Source organism: Caballeronia sp. NK8, assembly GCF_018408855.1.
GTDB lineage: Bacteria > Pseudomonadota > Gammaproteobacteria > Burkholderiales > Burkholderiaceae > Caballeronia.
Map to the genome: position 1 here is coordinate 1,127,126 of NZ_AP024322.1, position 23,755 is coordinate 1,150,880.

The 23,755-nt window shown below is 64.8% G+C and carries 23 protein-coding genes; 9 read left to right on the forward strand and 14 right to left on the reverse strand.

The genetic code is table 11. From position 1 onward, the window contains the following. Positions 1-121 precede the first annotated feature (121 nt). Positions 122-883: an ABC transporter substrate-binding protein gene (locus tag NK8_RS05295; protein ID WP_225936241.1), complete on the forward strand. Its 762-nt coding sequence runs from the start codon at positions 122-124 to the stop codon at positions 881-883. 686 nt (positions 884-1,569) lie between these two features. Here NK8_RS05295 and NK8_RS05300 read toward each other — a convergent pair. From NK8_RS05300 to NK8_RS05315, 4 genes are read right to left on the reverse strand one after another with little or no spacing between them, the layout of a single operon-like run. Continuing rightward, positions 1,570-2,433, reverse strand: coding sequence for an HlyD family secretion protein (locus NK8_RS05300; protein WP_213227888.1), 864 nt, complete (start codon positions 2,431-2,433; stop codon positions 1,570-1,572). A gap of 38 nt (positions 2,434-2,471) precedes the next feature. Next, positions 2,472-2,675 (reverse strand): DUF1656 domain-containing protein, encoded by a 204-nt coding sequence (locus NK8_RS05305; protein WP_061175740.1) that lies wholly within the window; start codon positions 2,673-2,675, stop codon positions 2,472-2,474. Beyond that, positions 2,662-4,848 (reverse strand): FUSC family protein, encoded by a 2,187-nt coding sequence (locus tag NK8_RS05310; protein ID WP_213227890.1) that lies wholly within the window; start codon positions 4,846-4,848, stop codon positions 2,662-2,664. The genes NK8_RS05305 and NK8_RS05310 overlap by 14 nt, the downstream gene beginning before the upstream one ends. Positions 4,849-4,850: 2 nt before the next feature. After that, on the reverse strand, positions 4,851-6,350 hold the full coding sequence (locus NK8_RS05315) for an efflux transporter outer membrane subunit (RefSeq protein WP_225936210.1): 1,500 nt from the start codon (positions 6,348-6,350) through the stop codon (positions 4,851-4,853). 180 nt (positions 6,351-6,530) lie between these two features. Here NK8_RS05315 and NK8_RS05320 point away from each other — a divergent pair, with 180 nt between their 5' ends. Together NK8_RS05320 and NK8_RS05325 are read left to right on the forward strand one after the other, a co-directional pair. Further along, the gene (locus NK8_RS05320; RefSeq protein ID WP_061175737.1) at positions 6,531-7,469 is read left to right on the forward strand and encodes a LysR family transcriptional regulator; all 939 of its coding nucleotides are present in this window, start codon (positions 6,531-6,533) and stop codon (positions 7,467-7,469) included. A 123-nt stretch (positions 7,470-7,592) separates the two neighbouring features. Then, positions 7,593-7,781: a hypothetical protein gene (locus NK8_RS05325; RefSeq protein ID WP_213227894.1), complete on the forward strand. Its 189-nt coding sequence runs from the start codon at positions 7,593-7,595 to the stop codon at positions 7,779-7,781. Between the two features lie 4 nt (positions 7,782-7,785). Here the strand turns inward: NK8_RS05325 and NK8_RS05330 are convergent, their stop codons facing one another. The 5 genes from NK8_RS05330 to wrbA form a co-directional block, all read right to left on the reverse strand. After that, positions 7,786-8,496 (reverse strand): SOS response-associated peptidase, encoded by a 711-nt coding sequence (locus NK8_RS05330; RefSeq protein WP_162065389.1) that lies wholly within the window; start codon positions 8,494-8,496, stop codon positions 7,786-7,788. Between the two features lie 33 nt (positions 8,497-8,529). Then, a complete protein-coding gene (locus tag NK8_RS05335; RefSeq protein WP_213227896.1) occupies positions 8,530-9,333 on the reverse strand; it encodes a metallophosphoesterase in 804 nt (267 codons plus the stop codon). After that, positions 9,330-10,784, reverse strand: a complete 1,455-nt coding sequence (locus tag NK8_RS05340) for an FAD-binding oxidoreductase (protein ID WP_213227898.1) — start codon at positions 10,782-10,784, stop codon at positions 9,330-9,332. Before NK8_RS05340 ends, NK8_RS05335 begins: the two co-directional genes overlap by 4 nt. 160 nt (positions 10,785-10,944) lie before the next feature. Then, on the reverse strand, positions 10,945-11,340 hold the full coding sequence (locus NK8_RS05345; protein WP_213227900.1) for a DUF2069 domain-containing protein: 396 nt from the start codon (positions 11,338-11,340) through the stop codon (positions 10,945-10,947). Next, positions 11,337-11,957, reverse strand: coding sequence for an NAD(P)H:quinone oxidoreductase (gene wrbA, locus NK8_RS05350; RefSeq protein ID WP_061175731.1), 621 nt, complete (start codon positions 11,955-11,957; stop codon positions 11,337-11,339). The genes NK8_RS05345 and wrbA overlap by 4 nt, the downstream gene beginning before the upstream one ends. Before the next feature lie 91 nt (positions 11,958-12,048). On the opposite strand from wrbA, the gene NK8_RS05355 reads away from it, so the two are divergent. Beyond that, positions 12,049-13,362 (forward strand): YihY family inner membrane protein, encoded by a 1,314-nt coding sequence (locus NK8_RS05355; protein WP_213227902.1) that lies wholly within the window; start codon positions 12,049-12,051, stop codon positions 13,360-13,362. A gap of 16 nt (positions 13,363-13,378) precedes the next feature. On the opposite strand, the gene NK8_RS05360 is transcribed toward NK8_RS05355, so the two are convergent. From NK8_RS05360 to NK8_RS05370, 3 genes are all read right to left on the reverse strand, one after another. Next, entirely contained in the window at positions 13,379-13,699 is a 321-nt protein-coding gene (locus NK8_RS05360; RefSeq protein ID WP_213227904.1) for an Mpo1-like protein, read from the reverse strand. A gap of 116 nt (positions 13,700-13,815) precedes the next feature. Then, complete coding sequence (locus tag NK8_RS05365) at positions 13,816-14,646, reverse strand: alpha/beta fold hydrolase (RefSeq protein ID WP_213227906.1); 831 nt, start codon at positions 14,644-14,646, stop codon at positions 13,816-13,818. Beyond that, a complete protein-coding gene (locus NK8_RS05370) occupies positions 14,643-15,980 on the reverse strand; it encodes an O-acetylhomoserine aminocarboxypropyltransferase (protein WP_213228503.1) in 1,338 nt (445 codons plus the stop codon). The genes NK8_RS05365 and NK8_RS05370 overlap by 4 nt, the downstream gene beginning before the upstream one ends. Positions 15,981-16,220: 240 nt before the next feature. On the opposite strand from NK8_RS05370, the gene NK8_RS05375 reads away from it, so the two are divergent. From NK8_RS05375 to aroC, 3 genes are all read left to right on the forward strand, one after another. Further along, positions 16,221-16,673 carry a CBS domain-containing protein gene (locus NK8_RS05375; RefSeq protein ID WP_162065396.1) on the forward strand — a complete coding sequence of 151 codons (453 nt, stop codon included), beginning with the start codon at positions 16,221-16,223 and terminating at the stop codon, positions 16,671-16,673. Positions 16,674-16,881: 208 nt separating this feature from the next. Beyond that, the gene (locus NK8_RS05380; RefSeq protein ID WP_213227908.1) at positions 16,882-18,822 is read left to right on the forward strand and encodes an MFS transporter; all 1,941 of its coding nucleotides are present in this window, start codon (positions 16,882-16,884) and stop codon (positions 18,820-18,822) included. A 58-nt stretch (positions 18,823-18,880) separates the two neighbouring features. Further along, positions 18,881-19,987 carry a chorismate synthase gene (aroC, locus tag NK8_RS05385; protein WP_213227910.1) on the forward strand — a complete coding sequence of 369 codons (1,107 nt, stop codon included), beginning with the start codon at positions 18,881-18,883 and terminating at the stop codon, positions 19,985-19,987. Between the two features lie 70 nt (positions 19,988-20,057). On the opposite strand, the gene NK8_RS05390 is transcribed toward aroC, so the two are convergent. Next, on the reverse strand, positions 20,058-21,731 hold the full coding sequence (locus tag NK8_RS05390) for an electron transfer flavoprotein-ubiquinone oxidoreductase (RefSeq protein WP_213227912.1): 1,674 nt from the start codon (positions 21,729-21,731) through the stop codon (positions 20,058-20,060). 202 nt (positions 21,732-21,933) lie between these two features. Between NK8_RS05390 and NK8_RS05395 the strand changes: the two genes are divergently transcribed. Both NK8_RS05395 and NK8_RS05400 read left to right on the forward strand, forming a co-directional pair. After that, on the forward strand, positions 21,934-22,707 hold the full coding sequence (locus NK8_RS05395) for an SDR family oxidoreductase (RefSeq protein ID WP_061175724.1): 774 nt from the start codon (positions 21,934-21,936) through the stop codon (positions 22,705-22,707). A gap of 24 nt (positions 22,708-22,731) precedes the next feature. Beyond that, positions 22,732-23,169, forward strand: a complete 438-nt coding sequence (locus NK8_RS05400) for a thioesterase family protein (RefSeq protein ID WP_213227914.1) — start codon at positions 22,732-22,734, stop codon at positions 23,167-23,169. A 9-nt stretch (positions 23,170-23,178) separates the two neighbouring features. On the opposite strand, the gene NK8_RS05405 is transcribed toward NK8_RS05400, so the two are convergent. Beyond that, positions 23,179-23,724 (reverse strand): LuxR C-terminal-related transcriptional regulator, encoded by a 546-nt coding sequence (locus NK8_RS05405; protein WP_162065401.1) that lies wholly within the window; start codon positions 23,722-23,724, stop codon positions 23,179-23,181. Between the last annotated feature and the right edge of the window lie 31 nt (positions 23,725-23,755).

Here is a 23,755-nt window from a genome sequence, read left to right on the forward strand (position 1 = left end):
TGTTCCGGCGGCCGAGCCAGGCCGCATCATCACACCGGGTTCGAACTGCAATCGAAGGAGATGGAAGTTGAAGAAATCGCAATTGATCAGCCGCACGCTTGCTGTATTCGCGGTGTTGGGCGTGACCGTCGCCACGAGCGTAGCCACGTTCAACGCGCGAGCCGCCGATGACATGAAGACATTGCGCTTCGGCGTCGAAGCGTCGTATGCGCCGTTCGAGTCGAAGTCGCCGGGCGGCGAGCTGATGGGCTTCGATATCGACATCGGCAACGCGGTGTGCGCGAAGCTGAAGATGAAGTGCGTGTGGGTCGAGAATTCGTTCGACGGGCTAATTCCCGCGCTGCAGGCGCGCAAGTTCGACGGCATCAACTCGGACATGACGATTACCGAAAAGCGCAAGCTCGCAATCGATTTCACCGATCCGATCTACACGATTCCCAATCAGTTGGTCGCGAAGAAGGGCAGCAGCATTCAGCCGACCGTCGATGGTCTGAAGGGCAAGCGCGTCGGCGTGTTGCAGGGCTCGATTCAGGAGACGTACGCGAAGGCGAAGTGGGCGCCGGCGGGTATCGATGTGGCGTCGTATCAGGCGCAGGATCAGATTTACGCGGATCTGGCGGCGGGCCGTCTGGATGCGGCGTTCCAGGATGCCGAGGCGGCGTCGAAGGGCTTTCTGAAGCAGCCGCAGGGCGCGGGGTTTGCGTTCGCGGGTCCGGCGGTGACGGATGACAAACTGCTCGGCGCGGGTGTGGGGTTCGGTGTGCGCAAGAACGACAAGGCGTTGAAGGAAGCGCTCAATCGCGCGCTGAAGGAACTGAAGGACGATGGGAGCATTGATCGCTTCGCAGCGAAGTATTTCGATGTGAAGGTGGTGTTGAAGTAGCTTCGGTGGCGTTTAGGGTTGGGTGCGGTTGGGTTGGTTGCCGGATCCCGTTTTCGTGTTGGTTTATTAGCGTTGCCCCTGTGCGGGGCGGCAGTCACTTTCTTTGCTGCTGCAAAGAAAGTAACCAAAGAAAGCAGCTCGATACGCCCGCGGTCACACGCAATTTGGGTGTTCTTCTCGTTGTCCGTGGGCTCAGTAGCGAGTGCCCCCATGGGCCTAACCGGGCTTGGACCGCGCACGGTCTGACTAGCTAGTTCTTCTAGTGCGCTGGTTCAGCACGAGATAGCTTCGGCACAGCGCTACGCGCTGCCGTCGGGTATGCAAGGGAAACCAACGAGAAAAGAGAAACGCAGAAGCCCACGCAGACCCGATGGACCCATCGGCTGCGAAGCGGGCCGGAGCCATTTCGTGCTGAACCAGTTTGTTTTGTGGCGCGATGTGGCAGACCGTGCGCGGTCCACGCCCTGTTAGGCCTTTGAGGGCACTCGCTACTGCCGTGCCCAGACTGATCGCCTGTACCGCGGCCGGCGTGAAGTACTTTGGATGGGGAAAGCTGCTTTCTTTGGTTACTTTCTTTGCAGCAGCAAAGAAAGTGACTGCCGCCCCGCACAGGGGCAACGCTTATAAACCAACACGCTAACGGGATCCGGCGACAAACCCTCGCCTGGAAGAGGCCGAAGCCTCACTCAACTCGACGGCGCAATCACCACCGTACACGTCGTCCCCGCACTCAGCAGCACCCCCTCCGGCACCTGATCGATCTGCACCCGCACCGGCACGCGCTGCGCGAGCCGCACCCAGTTGAAAGTCGGGTTCACATCGGCGAGCAGTTCGCGGCTTTGCGGATTGTCGCGATCGTAAATACCGCGCGAAATGCTCTCCACATGCCCCTTCAACTCGCCGCCGCTCATCAGTCGAATCGAAGCCTTGTCGCCGATACGCACATGCGGCAGCTTCGTTTCCTCGAAATAGCCGTACACCCAGAACGAATGACTGTCGACGATCGCGAGCTTCGCCGCGCCCGTCGTCGCGTAGTCGCCGCGGAACACGTTCAGGTTCGTCACGTAGCCATCCACCGGCGAAAACACCTTCGTGCGTTCGAGATTGAGCTTCGCGGCGTCGAGCGCGGCCTGCGCCTGCTGCAACTGCGCCTCGGCGGTCGATGCGGTCTGCATCGCGTTCTCGCGCGCTTCCTTCGAGACGACCTGACTGTCCATATCGGCGCGACGCACGGCATCGGCGCGGCGCATGCGCAACTCGGCCGCGCGCGCCGCGACGTTCGCCTGCGCCTGTTCGACCGCGATCCGGTAGTGCGACGGATCGATCTCCATCAGCAGATCGCCTTTCTTGACGAACTGGTTGTCGCGAACCGGCAGTTGCACGACCGCGCCCGACACGTCCGGCGCGACGTTGACGACATCCGCGCGCACGCGGCCATCGCGCGTCCACGGCTCGTCCATGTAATGCACCCACAGCACGCGCCCGATGACGAGGGCAGCGCCGAAGATGGCAATCGTCAAAACCAGGCCGATGATTTTCCTGAGAATCATGTTGGAACTCTTTTTCAGCTTGTATGAAGGTGATGCGCTCATCGATACGCGATGAGCCCGAGCGTGCCGCAAATGCACACCAGCAGGCTCGCGCGAAAGAGCGCCGGGTGCCAGACCACGCGATAGATTCCCGTCAGCGAAAGCACGCGGTCGACGACCCACGTGATCATCGCGCCGGCGATGAAAAGCAGGAGAATCGTCGGCACATAGGCTTCGAGGATCGCGACGTTACGCGGCAGCATGGGGCGCTCCTTCTGACGGGTGTTGTTGCGTGGACGCCGAGGCTGCGAACTGCGCAAACGGCGATTCGTGATCGAGCAGCGCGGTACGGATGAAGTGCAGATGACTCGCGATGCGCTGCAGCCGATGTCTTTCCTCGCGCGGCGCATCGAACGTGGCGAGCACGGCTTGCGTATCGGCGATCGCGCGTTCGGTCGCGGCCAGGGCAGCGTCGAAGCGCGTTTGCTTCGGCCGGTCGAAGAGCCGCGCGACCGCATCGAGCGTCGCGTCGACCGAGCGGCGCCACGGCATCGACGCGTCCGGCAGCGCCGCGATCTCGCGCCGCAAATCGATCACCGCGTTGCCGAATTCGAGCACCGCGAAAAGCCATTGCAGCGCATCGCGTTGCGAACCGGGACGGCTGGCTGGAAGCGCGTTGATCTGCGCGAGCAGGTCGCGCGTGCGGCTTTCGAAGTGCGTCGTGAGCGTGGTCAGACGTCCGTGGCGCGCGCTTACCACTTCGCGCCGTAAGTCGCCGAGCAGCAGATGGCGCAGCCACGGCGCATCGGTCGGCAGCAGCACCGCGAAGGCGATCGCCGCGACGATCATCGACAGCACGAGTGCGAGCGCATCGTTCATGTAGCCGGTCGGATCGTAATGGACGAGATTGTCCGGACCCGCGAGAAAGCAGAAGAAGATGCAGTAGCCGATACCCACGCCCGCGAGCGCGCGCCGCGTGCTGAGATACGCGCCGAGCAGCAGCGCGGGCGCGAGCGCGGCGCACATCATCGCAAAGCCGTCGATATGCGGAAACACGCCGAACACGACGATCATGCCGACCACGCTCGCGAGCATCGTGCCGAGCGCCATTTGCGCGGACATCAGCGTCGGGCGCGGCGACGACGACGCGAGCGCGCACACGGCCGCCGCGTTGAGCACCATCGTGCCGCCGCTCGGCCACGCGGTCTCGATCCAGAACGCTGAGAGAATGAACATCACGACCGCGCCGCGCAAGCCCGAGATGGCCGCCGCGAACATGTTGGTCTTCGGCACGTAACGCGCGATCCAGCGCTCGCGTTCATGCGACGGCGAAGTCAGCGACGCGTACGTCTGCGCATACGCGAGCATGTCGTCGACGAAACGGTAGAGCAGTTCCGCCGCGGTATCGAACTCCAGTTGCGCGAAGTCCGGATTCGTTTCGAGTGCGGCACGCGCCGCGCGCACGCGCTTCGGCAAGGCGGCCTTGTAGTCGTGCAATTGCGCGGCGGCGTGCGCGGCGTCGGCGGCGTTGCGCACCGGCTCGCCCGATACGGAAAAGAGCGGCGGCACTTCGCGAAAAAACGGTTCGAGCGCCGCGATGGTCGTCGCCGATGCGTTCTCGCGCAGCCGGTTCATCAACTGATGCAGCGCGTGAAAGCGCGTCGACGCGCTCATGAATTCGCTGTTCAGACGCGCGAGGCGTCCGCCGCGCATGCGCGACTCCGGATTCTCGAACACGGCGACGCTGCGCGCGGCCTCGAAGCCGACGATATCCGACACGAACGCGAGATTGGTCCGCTCGATCTGCGCGCGCTCCATCTTGCCCGACAGCGCGCGGCACACATAATCGACGAACTGCGTGAAGCGGCGGCGCACCGTCGTCCTGATCTGTTCGCCCGCGTGCTGCGGAAAGATGAGCGCGCTCACCGCGCCGGAACACACGATGCCGAGCGTCACTTCGCCGACGCGCGTGAGCGCCGACAGATACGCGGCCTCCGGATGCTGCGCCGCCGGAATGCCGATCAGCGCGGCCGTGTAACCCGCGAGCACGAAGCCGTACGAGCGGAAGTTGCGGTTGCGCGCCGCGCCCGCCGTGCAGACGCCGACCCACAGCGCCGTCGCCGAAAGAAACAGCACCGGCTGCTGCGAAAACAGGCTGATGAAGACCATCATCACGACGAGGCCGACCATCGTCCCGCAGAAGCGATAGAAGCTCTTCGCGAGCACCATGCCGCTTTGCGGCTGCATCACGACGAACACGGTGGTCATCGCGGTGCGCGGCTGCTGCATGTCGAGGCGCATCGCGATCCACAGCGCCAGCAGCGCCGCGAGCACGGCCTTGAAAATGTAGATCCAGGCGAGGCCGTCGGTGCGCGCCCAGTCGAGCAAGGCCAGCTTGAGCGACGGACGTTCGATGAGTGTAGCGGGCGTCGACATGCTCAGTCCCGCGTCTTGCTGAACGGGCCGATGTGCTGCGACGGCGAGAGCGCGTTCTGTTCCGGGCCGTTGGCCGGATCGTCGATCCCGCCGCCGAGCGCCGACGTGAGCGTCGCATACGACGCGAGACGTTGCGCCCGCACGCGCGCCTGTCCGTCCTGCGCCTTCAGCAACTGCGTCTGCGCGATGAGCACGTTCAGGTAATCGGTCAGCCCGCGCTTGTAGCCCTGGTTCGCGAGGTCGTAGTTCTTGCGCGCGGCCGCGACCGAGCGGCCGGACGCTTCGAGCTGCGTATCGAGCGAATGCACGCGCACGACCTGATCGGCGATGTCCTTGAGCGCCGCGACGAGCGTCGCGTTGTAGTGATCGACGGCCTGATCGTATTGCGCCGATGCCGCGCCGAGTTGCGCGCGCAGGCGTCCGCCTTCGAAGATCGGCAGCGAGATCGCCGGGCCGAAGCTGTAGCCGGATGCGTCGCGCGTGAGGAAACTGAGCAGCGCGCCGCCCGCGAACGCCTGCGTGAGCGATGCCGCCAGATTGATGTTCGGATAGAAACCGGCTTTCGCCACATCGATGCCGCGCGCCTGCGCCGCGACCATCCAGCGCGCCGCGACGATATCGGGCCGATGACCGACCAGTTCGGCCGGCAGCGCGGAGGGCAGGGGCAGCGGCGTCGCGAGCGACAGCGCCGGGCGCGTGAGCGCCTCGCCCGCGCCCGGACCGTCGCCCGCGAGCGCGGCGAGCTGATGGCGCGCGAGCTGGATCTCTTCCTTGTAGACATCGACCTGACGCTCGTATTCAGGCAACGGCGTTTCGGCCTGGCTGACTTCGAGCTGCGTACCGAGGCCGCCGCGCAGACGCCGCCGCGCGAGGTCCGCGATGCGTTCCTGCTGCGCGAGCGTGTCCTCGGCGATATCGAGCAGCGCGAACGACTGCGAGAAACCGACGTACGCCCGCACGATGTTCGTCTCGAGTTCGAGCTGCGCGGCGCGCGCATCGGCGGCGCGCACGTGGGCGACATCGAGCGCGCGCTCGGCGGTGTTGTCGTCGCGATGCCAGAGGTCGAGGTTGTAGGACAGCGTGAGACCGGCGGTGTTGTCCCAGGTGGTCGTGTCGGCGTAGGGGCCGGGACCGTAGAAATCGTTATTGGGCCAGTTCTTGCGCGAGATGCTCATCGCGCCGTCGACGTGCGGCAGGAGTTCGGAACGGGCGACGCCCGCCTGTTGCTGCGCTTCGCGCACGCGCGCCGCCGCCATTGCCAGCGTTGGGCTGCCGTGGGTCGCGCGTGCGATCCAGGCGTCGAGCTGCGGGTCGCGATATTCGCGCCACCATTCCTGCGCGGGCCACTGGGCGTCTTCGTTGGCTGCGCGAATGGCGCTGCCGACATCGAGCGTCGATGCATCGTTGAGCGAATCCTGCGGCGCGATCTTGCCGGTGCTGGCGCACCCGGCAATTGTTAATATCGCTGTAAGAACCGCGGCACACGCAGCGCTTCTGGACACTCGCCCTCGCACGATTCACTCCCGAATTTGAATTAGATGTCAGGAAGTCATTATATTTTTGCAGGGATTGTCGAATAACCCGTAAGGATGCAAAGCATTTTTACGGAGGATGTGATAATCGTTGTTGCCGAATGTGCAACAATTCGGGCCACGAACAGTTCTTGAAGACGGAAAAGCGCCATGGACACGCTCCAGAACATGCGCGTATTTGTGCGGGTGGTTGAAGCGGGCAGCTTCACCGCGGCCGCGCAGCATCTCAATACGACGACGGCTTACGCGTCGCGCGCCGTGTCGGATCTCGAAGCGCATCTGCGCGCGCGCTTGCTCAATCGCACGACGCGGCGCATCGCGCTCACCGAAGCAGGCGAGCGGTATCTTCAACGCTGCGAGCAGATCCTCGCCTATGTCGATCAGGCCGAGGCCGAGGCCGGCGACGCGCACGCGCGCCCGTCCGGCAAGCTCAAGGTGCATTCGATGACGAGCTTCGGCCAACACTACATCGTGCCGATGATTTCGCGCTATCAGCAGCGCCATTCGTCGGTGCAGGTCGATCTGACGCTGGCGCAGCGCGTGCCGGATCTGCTCGACGAAGGCTACGACGTGTCGGTCGTGCTCGCGTCCGAGCTGCCGGATTCCGGGCTCGTGTCGGCGCGTCTCGGCACGGTGTTCAGCATCGCGTGCGCGTCGCCGGCGTATATCGAGAAGCACGGCGCGCCGCATGTGCTGTCCGATCTCGTGCGCCACACCTGCCTGCATCTGATGACGCCGGTGTTCCCGCCCGACCGCTGGGTGTTCGACGGCCCGAACGGCCAGGAGACGGTGAGCCTCGGGCCGTCGACGTTCACGGTGAACGTCGCGGAGGCGATGGTGGTCGCGATCCGCGAGAGCATGGGCATCGGCGTGCTGCCGACTTCGTCCGCGCTGCCGGGCCTGCGCGCGGGCACGCTGGTGCGCGTGCTGCCGCAGTACACCATGCAGGAGCTGCACGTCTACGCGCTTTATCCGTCGCGCCAGTATCTCGATGCGAAAATCCGCACCTGGGTCGAGTTTCTGCGCGAGGCGCTGCCCGACACGCTCGCCGCGGATGCCGAATCGTTGAAGGAGTTCGTCGTCGCCTGAAGCAGGCGGGTGCGCGTCCGGTTACGAAATAAAGCGCGGTGCAACACTTGCTTACTCACGGTTCGGCCGCAGCTTGATACCGTCTGGTCTGGTTCGAACGCATCTTTTACCGGGATAAGTCACATGAGTACGCCACTTCTGATCGCCCTTGCCGCGCTTCTGGCGTTGATCGCCGTGCCGGCGTCTCGGGATTTCTTCAACGCCATGCGCGGCCAGTCGGAGCGCGACGCGAAGCGGCGTCTCGTGCCGATACGCATCGACGACGAGCGCGATCCGCGCGTGCGCCGTCCGCGCGATCACTACGATCGCTGATTTTTCAGAGCGCCGTCGCGAGCGGCTCGATGAGGCGCGGCTCGTCGTTGGTCGCGCGGTTCACATCGGTCGAGACGCGATGCCAGACGAAGTGAGACGCCGGCACGCCGTCCGCCTTGACGAGCGCCGCGAGGTCTTCGGGCGACGCGTCCGGATCGAGCCAGCGTCGCGCGACGGCAGGTGAGAAGACGAGCGGGCGGCGGTCGTGCACGTCGACCAGGCCTTCGTCGGCGGCCGCCGTCACTATGACGAAGCCGGCGCCGGGCGCGGCGGCGTCTTCATCGCGCAGGATGCTGGTGAGCGCAGCGAGATACATCGGCTCGCCGTCCGCGCGCTGAATGAAGTACGGCTGCTTGAAGGGCTTCGCCGCGGGATCGCCGGGGCGCGGCTCGATGCGCCACTCGAACCAGCCGTCGGCCGGCACTAGAATGCGCGCCTTCTTCCACAAATGCTTGAAATACGCGCTGGTCGCCGCGGTCTCGACGCGCGCGTTGATCGTCTGCGGCAGCTTCTTCTGGATGGCCCACGGCGGGCAATAGCCCCAGTGCACCGCGCGGATGGTCTCGTCCGGATAGACGGCGAGCGGATGCGTGCCCGGCGACAGGTTATAGCCGGGACGCCGGTCGGCGGCATCCACGAGCACGAACGGATTCTTCAGATGCAGACGTTGCGCGTAATGCATCGGCAGTCGGTACTGGCTGATTCGGCCACACATGGCGTTCCTCCGCAAAGTCCAACACGGTTCGCTTCATATCTCGACGACCTTGTCCCACGCGAAATCGGGATTCTCCCACTGTTGCCTGCGCCGGTCGAAATAACCGCGCGGATTGCACACGACGCGCGTGCCCTCGACGACGTAATCGAACGACGTATGCGTATGCCCGTGTATCCATAGCGACGCGGGCGCGCGCGCGAGTGTCGGCAGATGATTGACGAAGCCTGCCGATACGAGATCTTCCGCGTAGCGCGGCGCGAGGCTCTGCCGCATCGGCGCGTGATGCGTGACGACGATCGTCTGGCCCGCGAACGGCTTCGCGAGCTCGGCTTCGAGCCACGCACGCGCCTGTTGGTGCAGGGCGAGCGAATCGTCGGGGGCAAACTCGCGCGGTTCGCCGTCCGGCTCGGGCCATGACAGTTGAATGAGGCCCTTGTAGTCGAGCATGACCTTCGTGCACGCCTCTTTGGCGTTCTCGATTTCGTCGTCGCCCGCGCCGAATAGCGCGAAGTCGGTCCACAGCGTCGTGCCGAGCACGCGCCACGCGCCGCGTCGATCGACCAGCGACGCGTTGTTCAGATAGTGCACGTTGTCGACGCTGCGCGCGGCATCGTGCATCGCCGCTTCCATCGCGCCGAACTCGGCGTCGTAATACTCGTGATTGCCGGGCACGTAGATGACCGGCACTTCGGAGCCGAAGTTTTCCGCCGCCCAGCGCAGGCCCTCGGCGTGATTGTGGATGTCACCCGCCAGCACGACGAGATCGGCCTCGGCGTAGGGAATCGCCAGCGGCTCGTCGCATTCGAGATGCAGGTCCGACAGCACGCGAATCTTCATGCGATGTCCTCCGTGGGCGAAGTTGCGCCCCAGTGCACGACCTTGCCGGGATTCATCAGATTGTCCGGATCGAGCGCGGCCTTGATAGTCTGCATGAGGCGCACTTCGACCGGCGATTTGTAATGCATGGCTTCATCCACCTTTAGTTGGCCGAGGCCGTGCTCGGCGCTGATGCTGCCGCGATGCGCGTGCACCTGGTCATACACCAGCGCGTTGATCGGTGCCTGATGCTCGTCCAGAAACCGTTTCTGATCGACGCCCTCGGGCGCCTGCACGTTGTAGTGCAGATTGCCGTCGCCGAGATGGCCGAACGTCACCATGCGCGCGCCGGGAACCGCCTTCGCGATGATCGCATCGGTTTCATCGATGAAGCGGCCGATGCTCGAAATGGGCACCGCAATATCATGCTTGATGTTCAGGCCTTCTTCCGCCTGCGCGAGCGGAATATGTTCGCGCAAGTCCCAGAATGCCTGCGATTGCGCGAGATTTTCCGCGACGACGGCATCTTCCACGACGCCTTTTTCGAGCGCTTCTTCCATCAGCCGCTCGAAGAGGGTGCGGGCGTGCTCTTCGCTTTCGCTGTCCGAGAGTTCGAGCAGCACGGTCTGCGCGTGCGGCTCGCCGAACGGATAGCGCAGTTGCGGAAAGTGCCGGCCGACCAGGCGCATCGAGAAATCGGACATCAGTTCGAAACCGGTCAGTAGCGCGCCCGCGTGATGCTGCGCCATCGAAAGGAAATCGAGCGCGGCGTGCGGCGAGGCGAGCCCGGCGAGCGCCGTGACTTTCGCGACCGGCGCGGGATGCAGCTTCATGACGGCCGCCGTGATGATGCCAAGCGTGCCTTCCGCGCCGATGAACAGATCGCGCAGATCGTAACCCGTGTTGTCTTTGCGCAGACCGCGCAGGCCGTCCCAGATTTCCCCTTGCGGCGTCACCACTTCGAGCCCGAGGCAGAGCTCGCGCGTGTTGCCGTAGCGCAGCACGCCGGTGCCGCCCGCGTTCGTCGACAGATTGCCGCCGATCGTGCAACTGCCTTCCGCCGCGAGACTGAGCGGAAAAAGACGCTGCGCGCTCTCGGCGCGCGCCTGAATCTCGGCGAGGATGACGCCGGCTTCGACGGTGATCGTGTTGTTGTGCGGATCGATGCCGCGAATCCGGTTGAGCCGCTTCAGGCTGATGACGGCCTGCGCGCCGCTCGAATCGGGCGTCGCGCCGCCGGCGAGCCCCGTATTGCCACCCTGCGGCACGATCGCCACGCGATATTCACGTGCGAGACGCACGACGGCCGCGACCTGCGCAGTATCGGCGGGCAGCAGCACGGCGCACGCGTTGCCGCGATAGCGCTTGCGCCAGTCGACGAGATAGGGCTCCGTATCGTGGGCGTCGGTCAGGACGTGCGGCGCGCCGAGGACCTCGGTGCAGGCGGCGATAAAGGCTTGGGATGCGGTCATGGGCTGAAAAGCGGAAATTCCGGTAGGGCGTAGTCGACAGTATCGCGCAGGCATGCGGCGCGCGACCCTCGTCCGAATGGCATAGGCACGCGCGGTGCGCGCCATTCCGTGCTACAAAGCATCACGTCCCGGCGGCGCAGGCGTCAGAAAAGCGAATGGACTAGCTTTTTTTCGCACGGGCGTTCAACCGGGCCGTACGCTTGAACGGCGCGACGTAAGCGAGCGCGCAGACGAAGAACGCGACGGCGAGCAGCGCTTCCAGCCAGGCGAGCGACGCGGAAAGGCCCGCATCGGTCATGCCGCGCACGACGCCCTCGGCCAGATAGAGCAGCACGAGCATCGACGCCCATTGCAGCGTATAGAGGCTCTTGCGCGCGACACCGGGCAGCGCGCACGCGAGCGGCAGCGCCTTCAGCGCGAGCGCCCACGCGCCGGGGCGCAGCGGCGCGAGCCACAGCTCCCAGGCGAGCGAAAGGACGATGAGCGCGGCGAGGCTGGCAAGCGCGCCGACTGCCAGCACGGCGTTGGGACGCGTAGTGGAAATCGGCGTGGTCATGCGGAGCGCGCGCCGCGCACGAGATTGAGCGCGGTGCGCGCGAGCCGCGCGCCGAGGGCGATGGCGAGCGCTTTCTCGTCGGCGGAAATGCCGTGGCGGCCGTTTTCGTCGCCGCCCGCGCGCGCATGATGCGATGCGCCGTAGGGCGTGCCGCCGCTTTGCGTCGAAGTGAGCCGCGATTCGGTGTACGGGATGCCGACGATCATCATGCCGTGATGCAGAAGCGGCAGCATCATCGAAAGCAGGGTGCTTTCCTGGCCCCCGTGCAGGCTGCCGGTCGAGGTGAAGACGCTGGCGGGCTTGCCCGCCAAAGCTCCGGAGAGCCACTGCGGCGTGGTGCCGTCGAGGAAGTATTTGAGCGGCGCCGCCATGTTGCCGAAGCGCGTGGGCGAGCCGAGCGCGAGACCGGCACATTCCTCGAGGTCGCGCAGTTCGGCGTAGGGCGGGCCGTCGGCGGGAATGTCGGGCTGGGTGGCTTCGCAGACGGTCGAAACCGGCGGCACCGTGCGCACGCGCGCCTGCATGCCGGGCACGCTGTCGACGCCCTGGGCGATCGCGAGCGCAAGCTCGCGGGTCGCGCCGTGGCGGCTGTAGTAGAGCACGAGAATGTCGTTCATAAGGCTTTTTTAGTGAACGGCTATTATAGGTATTGAGCGATATTCGTGGCGTGGCACGCCTTCGCGTGCAGCGCATCGCCACGACGGGAGAATGCGTTTGCAGCACCTTTCCATCGATTTTGCGGCGGTCAAGCGTCTCGCCGGGTTCGTCGCGCGGCGCATCGGCGAGGACCGCGTCGCGCAAGTGGCGGGCAGCCTCACGTTCACGAGCGTGCTGTCGCTCGTGCCGCTCGCGACGGTCGCCTTCGCGCTCTTCACCGCGTTCCCGATCTTCGGCTCCTTTCAGGCGTCGCTGCAGGATTTTCTCGCGGTGCACCTGATGCCGCCGCAGATCAACGACCAGATTTTCAAGTACCTGAACCAGTTCGCGTCGAAGGCGAAGGGGCTCACCACCGTCGGCATGATCATCCTCTTCGTGACTTCCGTCATGACGATGATGACCGTCGAGTCCGCGTTCAACGTGATCTGGCGTGTGAGAAAGGCGCGCCCGATCGCGCAGCGCGTGCTCGTCTACTGGTCGATCATCACGCTCGGGCCGATCCTGTTCGGCTGCAGTCTGTCGATCTCCTCGTATGTGTTCGCGCATTCGATCGCGTTCGCGGGCTCGCACAACCTGATGCCGCCGATCGTCGAATGGGCGCTGACGGGCGTGTCGCTGCCGCTCACCGGGCTCGCGTTCACGTTCATCTACGTCTACATGCCGAACTGCAAGGTGGAGTGGCGCGATGCGATCGTCGGCGGGTTGATCGCGGCCGTCGCGTTCGAGCTCGGCAAGCGCGGCTTCGGATCCTACGTGCGGCGCATTCCCACCTACACCGCCGTGTATGGCGCGTTCGCCGCGCTGCCGGTCTTCCTGCTGTGGGTCTATCTGTGCTGGATGATCGCGCTCGTCGGCGCGATGGTCACGTCCGCGCTGCCCGCGATTCGCACCGGCCAGTATCATCGCCGCGATTTTCCCGGCAGCGATCTGCTCGATGCGCTCGAAATCCTGGCGCGGCTCGTCGAGGCGCGTGACGAGGGCAAGCCCGGCTACACGGCGCTGCAACTATCGAGCATGGCGCGCTGCGATCTGGATACCTCGACGCGGCTGATCGCGCGGCTCGATGCGCTCGGCTGGATCGGCCGGCTGGAGGATTCCGCCGCGCCGCGCTACGTGCTGATCGCCAATCCGAATCAGATCACGGTGACGATGCTCTCCGACCAGTTCGTGATCGACCGCGGCGAACTGGAGTATCAGTTGAAGCTCGACGCGGCGCAGGTGGATTGCGCCGCGCTCATGAATGCGCTGGACAACGAGAAGCTGGAAATCACGCTGGGGTCGCTGATCGCCGCGCGGGCATCGGCGCTGACGAGCGCGCGGATGCGCGAAGCACCGCGCCCGTCGATGCCGCAGCAGCCCGCGTGAATCGCGGGCGCGCTCATCAAAGCGAAATCTTGCCGATGCAGATGTCCTTGAACATCACCCAGTCGCCCATCAGGCTGTAGACCGGATGCCGGAAGGTCGCGGGGCGGTTCTTTTCGAAGAAAAAGTGGCCGATCCATGCGAAGCCGTAGCCGCAGACGACCGCCGCGGGCAGCCAGAGCCAGTCGCCGGTCGCGATCGCCATCGCGAGGCAGCCGATCACGCCGAGCGAGCCGATGAAATGCAGCCTGCGCGAGACCGCGTTGCGGTGTTCATCGAGGTAATAGGGATAGAACTCGGCGAAGTTTGCGAAATGTTCTCCGTGTGCGGTGTGCGACATGACGGCCTCCCTGATGATGCGTGCCTGACGATCTCGTCATCACGTCAGCAAGATTCATTCTGCGACCGTCATGCGCGGCGTGCAAGCGGGAACGGCGGTGTGCCGCACGGTACGGTTCAGCCCGTCTTGGCGCATCCGAGCGCGAACGCGAACAGCGTGTCGAGCGTCGCGTCCGGCTGCTCGGACATCAGCGCGTGGCCCGCATCCAGTTCCACCGTTTGCACCGGAGCGCCGGCTTTCTTCAGCGCGTCGACGAGCGGGCGGGCGGCGCGCGGCGGCGTCATCATGTCGCGTTTGCCGCTCACGACGCACACCGGGCAACGCACGGCGGATGCGCGGTCGAGCGCGTCCGCATAGGTGTTGCAGGCGCTGAAATCGGTATGGAAAAGCAGCGCTTCGCCGCGCAGGCTCACGCGCTCCATCAGCCGCTGATTCACGCCTTGCAGCCAGAAGCCCGGCGCGGGGCTCGACGGTTTTGCGGCGATCGTCGAATGCGACCACTGGTTCACCATCGCGATGGCTTCCGGCTCGTGCTCGCGGGCGGCGTCGAGCAGCGTGTCGGAGACGGCCATCGGCGCGGCGCTCGCGAGCAGCGCGAGGCCCATCGTGCGCGCGGGATAGCGGCCAGCGGTGTCGAGCGCGATCAGCGAGCCCATGCTGTGACCGATGAAGAGCGCTCGCTGTACGCCCGCCGCATCGAGCACACCGATCACCCAGTCCGCGAGCGCGCCGATGGTGGAGCGCGCGGGCCCGACGCTGCGTCCATGCCCCGGAAGATCGAGCGCCAGCACGCCGAAGCCGTGATGCGCGAAGTAGCGCGTTTGCAGCGCCCAGACGCTGTGATCGTGTTCCGCGCCGTGAATGAACACGACGGCCGGCCGCGCGGCGTCGAAAGGCTTGCCGCCGGTGTAGGCGTAAGCGTCGCGGCCCTGGAGATCGAAGATCATGCGCGGCTCCCGAGCGGCACGGCCGCGCCGGCGTCCGGTGCGCTTTCGCCGGCTTTCTGCGCGGCTTTCAGGCCGCGCTTCAGATCGTCGATGAGATCGTCCGGATCTTCCAGACCGATCGAAAGACGGATGCGTCCCGGCCCGATACCGGCAGCAGCGAGCGCGGCGGCATCCATGCGGAAATGCGTCGTCGATGCGGGATGGATCACGAGCGAGCGCGCATCGCCGACGTTCGCGAGATGCGAGAACAGCGTGAGCGTTTCGATGAATTTGCGCGCCGCCGGCACGCCGCCTTTCAGATCGAAGCTGAACACCGCGCCCGCGCCGCGCGGCAGCAGACGTTCGGCGAGCGCGCGATCGCGGTGCGTCGGCAGTTCGGGATAGGCCACCCCCTCGACCGCGGGCGAGCTCAGCAGGAATTCGATCACCTTGCGCGTATTCGCGACATGGCGATCCATGCGCAACGGCAAGGTTTCGATGCCTTGTAGCAACTGCCACGCGGCTTGCGGATGCAGACACGCGCCGAAATCGCGCAAGCCTTCGCGCCGGGCGCGCAACAGGAACGGCGCGACGGTGCTTTCCTCGGCGAAGACCATGCCGTGAAAACCGTCGTAAGGCTCGGTGAATTCGGGGAAGCGCCCGCTCGCGGTGAAATCGAACGTGCCGCCGTCGACGAGCACGCCGCCGATCGTCGTCCCATGTCCGCCGAGAAACTTCGTCGCGGAGTGATAGACGAGATCGGCGCCATGCTCGAACGGGCGCAGCAGATAGGGCGTCGTGAAGGTGGAATCGACGAGCAGCGGCGCGCCGTGCTCGTGCGCGATCTCCGCGACGCCGGCGATATCGAGCACGTCGAGCCCGGGATTGCCGAGCGTTTCGCCGAAGAACAGCCGCGTGTCCGGCCGCGCGGCCGCGCGCCACGCGTCGAGATCGTGAGGCGGCACGAAGGTCGTCTCGATGCCGAAGCGCCGCAGCGTGTAGTGCAGCAGATTATGCGAGCCGCCGTAGAGCGCGCTCGATGCGACGATATGCGAGCCCGCGCCCATCAGCGTGGCGATCGCGAGATGCAGCGCGGCCTGGCCGCTTGCCGTGCCGATCGCGCCGACGCCGCCTTCGAGCGCCGCGACGCGTTCCTCGAACACCGCGACGGTCGGGTTCGAGATGCGCGAATACACGTGCCCCGAGCGTTCCATGTTGAAGAGCGCGGCGGCGTGATCGCTGTCGCGGAACGTGAACGAGGTGGTCTGATAAATCGGCGTCGCGCGGGCGCCGGTGGCGGGGTCGGGCGCGGCGCCCGCGTGCAGTGCGAGCGTGTCGAAACGGTTGGCTGGCATCATGGGCGGCCGGCGCGCGGGCGGCGCGGCGTGCGGCGAAAATGAGGGTCAATCATCCTAACATCGGATTCGGGCGGCCAGACCTAGGGCGAACGCGCGGCCGGCAATCGCGCAAAGCCTTGTCCATTCGGCTGATGCGGGCTGCGTTCGCTTTCCTTTTGCGGGCCTTTCCGATAGCATCGATCCATCGTTTCATTCATTTTTGAGCATCAGAACCAGGCATTTCGCGAGGAGACAGCCATGCGAGTCAGCGACATTCTTAAGGTGAAGGGCAACACGCTGTTCACCGTGACCCCCGATACGCCGCTCTCCGACGCAATCGACACGATGGCGGCGCACGACATCGGCTCGCTCGTCATCATGGAATACGGCGATCTGGTCGGCATGCTGACCTTCCGCGAGATCATCCTGACCTTGCACAACAACAGCGGCTCGGTCGGCGCGACCACCATCCGCAAGGTCATGGACGACCATCCTCTCACCTGCACGCCGGAAACGGACGTCAACGAAGTGCGCCGCATGATGCTGGAGCATCACGTGCGCTATCTGCCGGTCATGGACAAGCGCCAGTTGATGGGCGTGATCTCGTTCTACGACGTGGCCAAGGCCGTCGTGGAAGAGCAGGGCTTCGAGAATCGCATGCTGAAGGCGTATATCCGCGACTGGCCCGAGCAGCAGGAAGAAGCACGCTGAGCCCTCGTGTCGTGCCGCAAGGCGTCGCCCTTCGCGGCGACCGGCGAGCCGAACTTGCGCCAGATTCATCATCCGCAGCGCGCCACGATGGCGCGCTTTTTTTCATCCGGCCTAAGGGCGACAGCAACCCGCGGCCCGGTTTCCGTTCCATTCGGATTCGATCGCGGTCCACGCGCGATCAACGCCGGACTTCAATACTCCGCAAGTCATGAGTGACAAACCGCTGCGCGCCTCGTCGCGCACTTCCGCACGTTCGCACGCCGAAGGCGAAAGCCAGTTCAGCCTGTTGCGCGAGCGCCGCTTCGCGCCGTTTTTCTGGACCCAGTTCCTCGGCGCGATGAACGACAACGTCTTCAAGGTCGGCTTCACGTCGCTCGTGACGTTTCAGGCCGCGCGCTTTTCCGGCGTCGATCCGAAGACCGCCGCGTTTCTCATTTCCGCGATTTTCATCGTGCCGTTCGTGCTGTTCTCGGCGACTTCCGGCCAGATCGCCGACAAGTACGACAAGGCGGTGCTCGCGCGTCTCGTGAAGAGCTTCGAGATCGTCGTGATGCTGATCGGCGGCGCGGGTTTCCTGCTGCATAGCGCGCCGCTGCTGTACGCGTGCACGTTCCTGATGGGCGTGCATTCCACCGTCTTCGGGCCGGTGAAATACGCGTATCTGCCGCAGCATCTCGATTCGCATGAGCTCGTCGGCGGCAACGGGCTCGTCGAGATGGGCACGTTCGTCGCGATCCTGATCGGCACCATCATCGGCGGGGCGGCGGCGGGGGCGACCGAGCATGGCGCGATGATGCTCGCTGTCGCGTGCATCGCGTTCGCGATCATCGGGCGCGTGGCGTCGACGTTCGTGCCGAAGTCGGACGCGTCGCAGCCGGATCTGCGCATCAACTGGAATCCGTTTTCGGAGACGTGGCGCAATCTCCGGCTCGCGAAGTCCGACCGTACCGTGTTTCTGAGCCTGCTCGGAATTTCGTGGCTGTGGTTCGTCGGCGCGACCTTTCTCACGTCGTTCTTCAATTTCGCGAAGGACGTGCTGTCCGCCGATCCCGATGTCGTGACGATTCTGCTCGCGACGTTTTCCATCGGCATCGGCACCGGCTCGCTGTTGTGCGAGCGGCTCTCGAAGCGCCGCGTCGAAATCGGGCTCGTGCCGTTGGGCTCAATCGGCATCAGCGTGTTCGCGATCGATCTGTTCTTCGCGAGTCATCGCATCGCGCCCGCCGGGCATCTGCTCAACGTCGGCGAATTCCTGCTCGCGCTGCCGCACTGGCGCATTCTCGCGGACCTGTTCCTGCTCGCGATGTTCGGCGGTTTCTACAGCGTACCGCTCTACGCGCTGATTCAGGCGCGCAGCCAGCCGACGCACCGCGCGCGCATCATCGCGGCGAACAACATTCTCAACTCGTTCTTCATGATCGTCTCGGCGCTGATGGCGCTTGCGCTCACGTCGTTCGGCGTCGGCATTCCTGGACTCTTTCTGACGACGGCGCTGCTCAATGTCGTGGTCGCCGTGTATATCTATTCGCTCGTGCCGGAGTTTCTGCTGCGTTTCATCGCGTGGATTCTGGTGCACACGTTCTATCGCATTCGTCTCGTCGACGCGCAGCGTATTCCGTCGCATGGCGCGGCGGTGCTCGTGTGCAATCACGTGAGTTTCGTCGATGCGGTCGTCATCATGGCGGAAAGCCCGCGGCCGATTCGTTTCGTGATGGATCATCGCATCTTCCGCACGCGCTTCGTCGGCTGGATGTTCAGGCATGTGAAGGCGATTCCGATCGCGCCCGCGCACGAGGACCCCGGCATGCTCGAACGTGCCTACGCGGCGTGCGCGACGGCGCTGGACGAGGGCGATCTCGTCTGTATCTTTCCCGAGGGCAAGCTCACGCGGACCGGCGAACTCAACCCGTTTCGCGGCGGCATCTCCGAGATTCTGCGACGTCATCCGGCGCCCGTCGTGCCGATGGCGCTGCGCGGTCTCTGGGGCAGCGTGTTTTCGCGCCACGAGGACGCGCAGTGGCCGCGCCCGATCCATCGCGGCGCGATGACGCGCCTCACGCTCGCGGTCGGCGAGCCGATCGCGCCCGCCGATGCGACGCCCCAGCATCTGCAGGAAGTCGTGTCGGCGCTGCGGGGCGCAAGGCGCTGAAAGCGATGGCGCTGGCATAATAGCGGTTTCCCCGACACTTTTTTTCAGGTCGACGCTCATGTCCGGCAATACCCTTGGCACGCTCTTCACCGTCACGAATTTCGGCGAGTCGCATGGTCCGGCGATCGGCTGCGTGATCGACGGTTGCCCGCCGGGCATGGCGCTCACGGAAGCCGATATCCAGATCGAACTCGATCGGCGCCGCCCGGGCACGTCGCGTCACGTCACGCAGCGTCAGGAAGCGGATCAGGTCGAGATCCTTTCCGGCGTGTTCGAAGGCGTGACGACGGGTACGCCCATCGCGCTCCTGATCCGCAACACCGATCAGCGCAGCAAGGACTACGGCAACATCGCGCAGACCTTCCGGCCCGGTCATGCCGACTACACGTACTGGCAAAAGTACGGTGTGCGCGACTATCGCGGCGGTGGGCGTTCGTCTGCGCGGCTGACCGCGCCGACCGTCGCGGCGGGCGCGGTCGCGAAGAAGTGGCTGCGAGAGAAGTTCGGTCTCGAAACGCGCGGCTGCATGAGCGCGCTGGGCGAGATCGATATCCCGTTCGTCGACTGGCAGCACGTGCGCGAGAACCCGTTCTTCTCGCCGAATGCGCAGATCGTGCCGCAGCTCGAGGAATACATGGACAACCTGCGCCGTGACGGCGATTCGGTTGGCGCGCGTATCGAAATCGTTGCGAGCGGCGTGCCGGTCGGGTTGGGCGAGCCGCTGTACGACCGGCTCGACGCCGACATCGCCCACGCGATGATGGGCCTCAACGCAGTGAAGGCCGTGGAGATCGGCGCGGGGTTTGCGAGCGTCGCGCAACGCGGCTCGCAACACGGCGACGAGATGACGCCCCAAGGCTTTCTGAACAACAACGCGGGCGGCATTCTCGGCGGCATTTCGAGCGGCCAGGACATCACGGTGTCGATCGCGATCAAACCGACCTCGAGCATCCGCACGCCGCGCCAGTCGATCGACAAGGAAGGCGTGAGCGCGACCGTCGAGACGTTCGGGCGTCATGATCCGTGTGTCGGCATTCGCGCCACGCCGATCGCCGAAGCGCTGCTCGCGCTCGTGCTGATGGATCACGCGCTGCGGCATCGCGCGCAATGTGGCGACGTGGTCGTCGACACGCCGCGGATCGCGGCTCAGGCGCCCACGAAGTAAGTCGCGCAGCATTGAAAAACGGGCGCCGGTCTTAACGACCGGCGCCCGTTTTCATTTGGCGAGGCAGCAATCACATGTTTGGATAGTTCGGCCCGCCGCCGCCCTCCGGCGTGACCCACACGATGTTCTGCGTCGGGTCCTTGATGTCGCAGGTCTTGCAGTGCACGCAGTTCTGCGCGTTGATCTGCAGGCGTTCGTTGCCGTCGTCGGACTTCACGAACTCGTACACCGCAGCCGGGCAGTAGCGGCTTTCCGGACCGGCATAGGTGCGCAGATTCACGTTGACCGGCACGCTCGGGTCTTTCAGCGTCAGATGCGCCGGCTGATTCTCTTCGTGGTTCGTGTTCGAGATGAACACCGACGAGAGACGATCGAACGTGAGCTTGCCATCGGGCTTCGGATAGACGATCGGCTTGCACTGCGACGCCGGCCTCAGCATCTCGTGATCCCAATGCTGATGATGCAGCGTCCACGGCACGTTGCCGCCCATCACCTTCTGCTCCAGACCGACCATGAAGGTGCCGAGGTACAGGCCCTTGCTCATCCACTGCTTGAAGTTGCGCGCGCGATGCAGTTCGGTCTTGAGCCACGACGTGTCGAACGCTTCGGGGTATGCCGTGAGTTCGTCGTTCTGACGGCCCGCCTGCACGGCTTCGAACGCGGCTTCGGCGGCCATCTTGCCGGACTTGATCGCCGCGTGGCTGCCCTTGATGCGCGATGCGTTGAGGAAACCCGCGTCGTCGCCGGCTAGCGCGCCGCCCGGGAATGCGAGCTTCGGCAGCGACATCAGCCCGCCCGCGGTGATCGCGCGCGCGCCGTAGGAAATGCGCTTGCCGCCTTCGAGGAATGGCCGGATCGACGGATGCGTCTTGTAACGCTGGAATTCCTCGAACGGCGACAGATACGGATTCGAATACCCCAGCCCGACGACGAAGCCCACCACCACCTGATTGTTGTCCATGTGGTAGAGGAACGAGCCGCCGTAGGTATCGGGTTCGAGCGGCCAGCCGGCGGTGTGGATCACGAGGCCGGGCTTGTGCTTGACCGGATCGATTTCCCACAGCTCCTTGATGCCGATGCCGTACACCTGAGGGTCGGAATTCTGGTTGAGCTTGAATTTATCGATGAGCTGACGGCCCAGATGCCCGCGCGCGCCTTCGCAGAAAAGCGTGTACTTCGCGTGCAGTTCCATGCCGAGCTGGAAATTCTCGGTCGGCTCGCCGTCCTTGCCGACGCCCATATTGCCTGTGACGACGCCGCGCACGGAACCGTCCTCGGCGTAGAGCACTTCGGCGGCCGGAAAGCCCGGGAAGATTTCGACGCCCGCCGCCTCCGCCTGCTGGCCGAGCCAGCGCGTGACATTCGCCAGCGAAATGACGTAATTGCCGTGATTCTTGAAATTGTCGGGAAGCAGCCAGTTCGGCACTTGCTTCGCGTCGTTCTGCGACAGGAACAGGAACCGGTCCTCGGTCACTTCGACGTCGAGCGGCGCACCTTTTTCCTTCCAGTCGGGGATGAGCTCGGACAGCCCGCGCGGGTCCATCACCGCGCCGGAGAGGATATGCGCGCCGATCTCGGAGCCTTTCTCCAGCACGCACACGCCGATCTCGACGCCTTTTTCCTCCGCCAGTTGCTTCAACCGGATGGCCGCCGACAAACCGGCTGGTCCGCCGCCGACGATGACGACGTCGTATTCCATCGATTCGCGGGGACCGTATTGCTCGATGAGGCTCGCCGGGGTCATCAATGCTCCTATGTACCGTTAGAATGCCCTTTCGGGATCGCGTATTTTCAGCGAAGGTTAAGCGGGCTGCAACCGAGGCTCGCCAATTTAGCACGATCGTACTAATATTCACGGCACCCGCGCCATCGGTGTCGACGCTGACAGCCCCGCATCGCGCCCCGCGCCAGCCAGGGCTGAGTTAACCACAGAACAAGGAAGCACAATGGGCCGTTCGATCAACCTGGAAGGCAAGGTCGCGCTGATCACCGGCGCGTCCAGCGGTTTGGGCAAGCGTTTCGCGCAGGTGCTGTCGCAGGCGGGCGCCAAGGTAGTGCTCGCGAGCCGCCGCACGGAGCGGCTCAAGGAGTTGCGCGCCGAAATCGAGTCGTCGGGCGGCGCCGCGCACGTCGTGTCGCTCGACGTGACCGACTACCAGAGCATCAAGGCGGCGGTCGCGCACGCGGAAACGGAAGCGGGTACCATCGACATCCTCGTCAATAACTCGGGCGTGTCGACCACACAGAAGCTGACGGACGTCACCCCCGCGGACTTCGAGTTCGTGTTCGGCACGAACGTGCGCGGCGCGTTTTTCGTCGCGCAGGAGGTCGCCAAGCGCATGATCATGCGCGGCAACGGCGCGCCCAAGCCCGCTTACCGCATCATCAACGTGGCGTCCGTGGCCGGCTTGCGCGTGTTTCCGCAGATCGGCCTCTATGCGATGAGCAAGGCCGCCGTTGTGCAGATGACCAAGGCGATGGCGCTGGAGTGGGGCCGCCACGGCATCAACGTCAACGCGATCTGCCCGGGTTACATCGATACCGAAATCAATCACCATCACTGGAAAACCGAGCAGGGGCAAAAGCTCGTTTCGATGCTGCCGCGCCGCCGGGTGGGCTCGCCGAACGATCTCGACGGCCTGCTTCTGCTGCTCGCCGCCGACGAATCGCAGTTCATGAACGGCTCGGTGATCTCGGCGGACGATGGTTTTTCGCTTTGAACATCGCCTTTCTTCCGATAGCAAATGACCACGCATAACGACTTTCACACCGTCTTCAACCTGTCCATGCCGATCCGCTGGGGCGACATGGACGCGTTCGGCCACGTCAACAACACCGTGTATTTCCGCTACATGGAGCAGGCGCGCATCTCGTGGTTCGAGGAGATCGGCATTGCGGGCGGCAATGGCGAGGGGCAGGGGCCGGTGATCGTGAACGCGTCGATGGAGTTCCTGAAGCAGCTTCATTATCCCGGCGACGTGATCGGGCGGATGTCGGTGGGCAAGCCGGGACGCAGCAGCTTCGATACGCGCTTCGAGCTGTATCGCGCCGATGCGCCCGGCGTGCTGTACGCGCGCGGCGCGGCGAAAGTCGTGTGGATCGACTACGCCGCCGGCAAGTCCGTGCCGCTTCCGGATTATCTGCGGCAGGTCATCGAGACGCGATCGCCGGTCGCGCTCTGAGCGCGCATGTCAGGTGCCGAGCAGCCGCTGCAGCAGTTCGGTGGCGTTGCCGGTGTCGTACTTCCTCATGAGCCGCGCGCGGTAGATATCCACCGTGCGCGGGCTGATTTCGAGCACGCGGCCGATCTGCTTGCTCGTCTTGCCCATCACGAGTTGCGCGGCGATTTCCCGCTCGCGTGGAGTCAGTTCGATCGCGACCCGCCGCGTCGCGCTCAGGTCCTCGAACGTCCACACGCCCGCCGCATGCGGCGCGCCCTGATCGAGCGCGCGCCCGGTCACGTGACACCAGAACAGTTCACCGTTGCGGCGCTTCATGATGCGGTCGTCGCTGTACGTGCCTTCCTTGCTGATGTGCGCGGCGATGCGCTCGCCGATGCGCGCGAACTCGTCCGGAGACGGATACAGCACCTCGAACGACTTGCCGATGAGCGCCTCGCGCACATACCCGAAGATCGCGCAAAGCTGCTCGTTGCAGTCCTCGATGGTGCGCTCGCGCGAGAGCACGAGCCCGACGGGCGCGAGATGGAACGCGGTTTGATAATCCAGTGCTTGCATGAGAGATCGGGCGCGCGCTCGCCTGGCGTTT

What these genes read in the sequence shown, in the direction of transcription:
- wrbA (WP_061175731.1), bottom strand. Translation starts at nt 11,957, where the DNA reads ATGAACGACATTCTCGTGCTCTACTACAGCCGCCACGGCGCGACCCGC.
- NK8_RS05345 (WP_213227900.1), bottom strand. Translation starts at nt 11,340, where the DNA reads ATGACCACGCCGATTTCCACTACGCGTCCCAACGCCGTGCTGGCAGTC.
- NK8_RS05325 (WP_213227894.1), top strand. Translation starts at nt 7,593, where the DNA reads ATGAGTACGCCACTTCTGATCGCCCTTGCCGCGCTTCTGGCGTTGATC.
- NK8_RS05380 (WP_213227908.1), top strand. Translation starts at nt 16,882, where the DNA reads ATGAGTGACAAACCGCTGCGCGCCTCGTCGCGCACTTCCGCACGTTCG.
- NK8_RS05305 (WP_061175740.1), bottom strand. Translation starts at nt 2,675, where the DNA reads ATGCTGCCGCGTAACGTCGCGATCCTCGAAGCCTATGTGCCGACGATT.
- NK8_RS05375 (WP_162065396.1), top strand. Translation starts at nt 16,221, where the DNA reads ATGCGAGTCAGCGACATTCTTAAGGTGAAGGGCAACACGCTGTTCACC.
- aroC (WP_213227910.1), top strand. Translation starts at nt 18,881, where the DNA reads ATGTCCGGCAATACCCTTGGCACGCTCTTCACCGTCACGAATTTCGGC.
- NK8_RS05310 (WP_213227890.1), bottom strand. Translation starts at nt 4,848, where the DNA reads ATGTCGACGCCCGCTACACTCATCGAACGTCCGTCGCTCAAGCTGGCC.
- NK8_RS05370 (WP_213228503.1), bottom strand. Translation starts at nt 15,980, where the DNA reads ATGCCAGCCAACCGTTTCGACACGCTCGCACTGCACGCGGGCGCCGCG.
- NK8_RS05405 (WP_162065401.1), bottom strand. Translation starts at nt 23,724, where the DNA reads ATGCAAGCACTGGATTATCAAACCGCGTTCCATCTCGCGCCCGTCGGG.
- NK8_RS05335 (WP_213227896.1), bottom strand. Translation starts at nt 9,333, where the DNA reads ATGAAGATTCGCGTGCTGTCGGACCTGCATCTCGAATGCGACGAGCCG.
- NK8_RS05330 (WP_162065389.1), bottom strand. Translation starts at nt 8,496, where the DNA reads ATGTGTGGCCGAATCAGCCAGTACCGACTGCCGATGCATTACGCGCAA.
- NK8_RS05355 (WP_213227902.1), top strand. Translation starts at nt 12,049, where the DNA reads ATGCGTTTGCAGCACCTTTCCATCGATTTTGCGGCGGTCAAGCGTCTC.
- NK8_RS05300 (WP_213227888.1), bottom strand. Translation starts at nt 2,433, where the DNA reads ATGATTCTCAGGAAAATCATCGGCCTGGTTTTGACGATTGCCATCTTC.
- NK8_RS05320 (WP_061175737.1), top strand. Translation starts at nt 6,531, where the DNA reads ATGGACACGCTCCAGAACATGCGCGTATTTGTGCGGGTGGTTGAAGCG.
- NK8_RS05340 (WP_213227898.1), bottom strand. Translation starts at nt 10,784, where the DNA reads ATGACCGCATCCCAAGCCTTTATCGCCGCCTGCACCGAGGTCCTCGGC.
- NK8_RS05365 (WP_213227906.1), bottom strand. Translation starts at nt 14,646, where the DNA reads ATGATCTTCGATCTCCAGGGCCGCGACGCTTACGCCTACACCGGCGGC.
- NK8_RS05400 (WP_213227914.1), top strand. Translation starts at nt 22,732, where the DNA reads ATGACCACGCATAACGACTTTCACACCGTCTTCAACCTGTCCATGCCG.
- NK8_RS05390 (WP_213227912.1), bottom strand. Translation starts at nt 21,731, where the DNA reads ATGACCCCGGCGAGCCTCATCGAGCAATACGGTCCCCGCGAATCGATG.
- NK8_RS05395 (WP_061175724.1), top strand. Translation starts at nt 21,934, where the DNA reads ATGGGCCGTTCGATCAACCTGGAAGGCAAGGTCGCGCTGATCACCGGC.
- NK8_RS05360 (WP_213227904.1), bottom strand. Translation starts at nt 13,699, where the DNA reads ATGTCGCACACCGCACACGGAGAACATTTCGCAAACTTCGCCGAGTTC.